This window comes from Modestobacter sp. SSW1-42 (assembly GCF_046635825.1).
Lineage (GTDB): Bacteria > Actinomycetota > Actinomycetes > Mycobacteriales > Geodermatophilaceae > Modestobacter.
Window position 1 is genome coordinate 1,646 of record NZ_JBISCA010000008.1, and the last position, 3,173, is coordinate 4,818.

Below are 3,173 nucleotides of genomic sequence, written 5' to 3' on the forward strand. Positions count from 1 at the left end.
TGGTGTGGTTGTGGGTGGGTGTGGGTGTTCTTGTGTGTGGTCAAGTTGTTAAGGGCACACGGTGGATGCCTGGGCACCAGGAGCCGATGAAGGACGTAGGAGGCTGCGATAAGCCTCGGGGAGCTGTCAACCGAGCGTTGATCCGAGGATTTCCGAATGGGGGAACCCCGCACCAGTCATGTGGTGTGACCCGCGCCTGAACACATAGGGCGTGTGGAGGGAACGTGGGGAAGTGAAACATCTCAGTACCCACAGGAAGAGAAAACAACCGTGATTCCGTGAGTAGTGGCGAGCGAAAGCGGATGAGGCTAAACCGATCGCATGCCAAGCCGGCAGGCGTTGTGTGGTCGGGGTCGTGGGACGACTCAGTTGGTTCTGCCGAACCTGCAGGGAGTCAGAAAGCCATGTGTTAGTGGAAGGCCTCTGGAAGGGGTCGCCGTAGAGGGTGAGAGCCCCGTACACGAAAACTCATGGCCTCCCGAGTTGTATCCCAAGTAGCACCGAGCCCGTGAAATTCGGTGTGAATCTGGCGGGACCACCCGCTAAGCCTAAATACTCCCTGGTGACCGATAGCGGACAAGTACCGTGAGGGAAAGGTGAAAAGTACCCCGGGAGGGGAGTGAAATAGTACCTGAAACCGTGTGCCTACAAGCCGTGAGAGCCTTATGCGCACTTGTGCGTGGGGGTGATTGCGTGCCTTTTGAAGAATGAGCCTGCGAGTTAGCGGTACGTGGCGAGGTTAACCCGTGTGGGGTAGCCGTAGCGAAAGCGAGTCCGAACAGGGCGATGGAGTCGCGTGCTCTAGACCCGAAGCCGAGTGATCTACCCATGGCCAGGTTGAAGCGCGGGTAAGACCGCGTGGAGGACCGAACCCACTTCAGTTGAAAATGGAGGGGATGAGCTGTGGGTAGGGGTGAAAGGCCAATCAAACTCGGTGATAGCTGGTTCTCCCCGAAATGCATTTAGGTGCAGCGTCACGTGTTTCTTGCCGGAGGTAGAGCACTGGATGGTCTAGGGGCCCCACAAGGTTACTGAAATCAACCAAACTCCGAATGCCGGTAAGTGAGAGCGTGGCAGTGAGACTGCGGGCGATAAGGTTCGTAGTCGAGAGGGAAACAGCCCAGATCATCAGCTAAGGCCCCTAAGCGTGTGCTAAGTGGAAAAGGATGTGGGATTGCCGTGACAACCAGGAGGTTGGCTTAGAAGCAGCCACCCTTGAAAGAGTGCGTAATAGCTCACTGGTCAAGTGGTTCCGCGCCGACAATGTAGCGGGGCTCAAGCACACCGCCGAAGCTGTGGCATTCACATGAGCCCGTCGGTCCTCTCGGGGGCCGGCCAGGTGTGTGGATGGGTAGGGGAGCGTCGTGTGGCGATTGAAGCGGCGGAGTGATCCAGCCGTGGACGCCACACGAGTGAGAATGCAGGCATGAGTAGCGAAAGGGGAGTGAGAAACTCCCCCGCCGGATGACCAAGGGTTCCTGGGCCAGGCTAATCCGCCCAGGGTGAGTCGGGACCTAAGGCGAGGCCGACAGGCGTAGTCGATGGACAACGGGTTGATATTCCCGTACCCGCGAAAGAACGCCCATGCTGAACCCAGCGATGCTAACCGCCTGAAACCGGTGACTGACCTTCGGGTCTGATCCGGCGGAACGCGGGACCCGGACTGGTAGTAGGCAAGCGATGGGGTGACGCAGGAAGGTAGTCCTACCGGTGAGTGGTAGTACCGGTGCAAGGGTGTGGCCCGTGGGATAGGTAAATCCGTTCCACACGAGGGTGAGGCCTGACGCATAGCCGAATGAGGCGAATTGGATGATCCTATGCTGCCGAGAAAAGCCTCTAGCGAGTTCTTAGCGGCCCGTACCCCAAACCAACTCAGGTGGTCAGGTAGAGAATACCAAGGCGATCGAGCGAACTGTGGTTAAGGAACTCGGCAAAATGCCCCCGTAACTTCGGGAGAAGGGGGGCCATCTGCTGTGAACCGCTTACGCGGGGCAGCGGTGGGTGGCCGCAGAGACCAGTGAGAAGCGACTGTTTACTAAAAACACAGGTCCGTGCGAAGTCGAAAGACGATGTATACGGACTGACGCCTGCCCGGTGCTGGAACGTTAAGGGGACGGGTTAGCCGCAAGGCGAAGCTCAGAACTCAAGCGCCAGTAAACGGCGGTGGTAACTATAACCATCCTAAGGTAGCGAAATTCCTTGTCGGGTAAGTTCCGACCTGCACGAATGGCGTAACGACTTCTCAGCTGTCTCAACCACAGGCTCGGCGAAATTGCACTACGAGTAAAGATGCTCGTTACGCGCGGCAGGACGGAAAGACCCCGGGACCTTCACTATAGCTTGATATTGGTGTTCGGTTCGGCTTGTGTAGGATAGGTGGGAGACTGTGAAGCGGGCACGCCAGTGTTCGTGGAGTCATCGTTGAAATACCACTCTGGTCGAATTGGATGTCTAACCTCGGTCCGTGATCCGGATCAGGAACAGTGTCAGGTGGGTAGTTTAACTGGGGCGGTTGCCTCCCAAAATGTAACGGAGGCGCCCAAAGGTTCCCTCAGCCTGGTTGGCAATCAGGTGTCGAGTGCAAGTGCACAAGGGAGCTTGACTGCGAGACCGACGGGTCGAGCAGGAGCGAAAGCTGGGACTAGTGACCCGGCACCGGCATGTGGAAGCGGTGTCGCTCAACGGATAAAAGGTACCCCGGGGATAACAGGCTGATCTTCCCCAAGAGTCCATATCGACGGGATGGTTTGGCACCTCGATGTCGGCTCGTCGCATCCTGGGGCTGGAGTAGGTCCCAAGGGTTGGGCTGTTCGCCCATTAAAGCGGTACGCGAGCTGGGTTTAGAACGTCGTGAGACAGTTCGGTCCCTATCCGCCGCGCGCGTAAGAGACTTGAGAAGTGCTGTCCCTAGTACGAGAGGACCGGGACGGACGAACCTCTGGTGTGCCAGTTGTTCCGCCAGGAGCACTGCTGGTTGGCTACGTTCGGCAGGGATAACCGCTGAAAGCATCTAAGCGGGAAGCCTTCTTCAAGATGAGGTCTCTCACCGGGTCAACCGGGTAAGGCCCCCGCCCAGACCAGCGGGTTGATAGGCCGGAGGTGGAAGCGGCGCAAGTCGTGGAGCTGACCGGTACTAATAGGCCGAGGGCTTGACCATCACAACACCCAGCCTT

General features: G+C 57.9%; 1 rRNA gene. It reads left to right on the forward strand.

The features are described from left to right. The first annotated feature begins 38 nt into the window (after positions 1-38). Positions 39-3,157 (forward strand): 23S ribosomal RNA (locus ACGBYP_RS21170). The last annotated feature ends 16 nt before the right edge of the window (positions 3,158-3,173 follow it).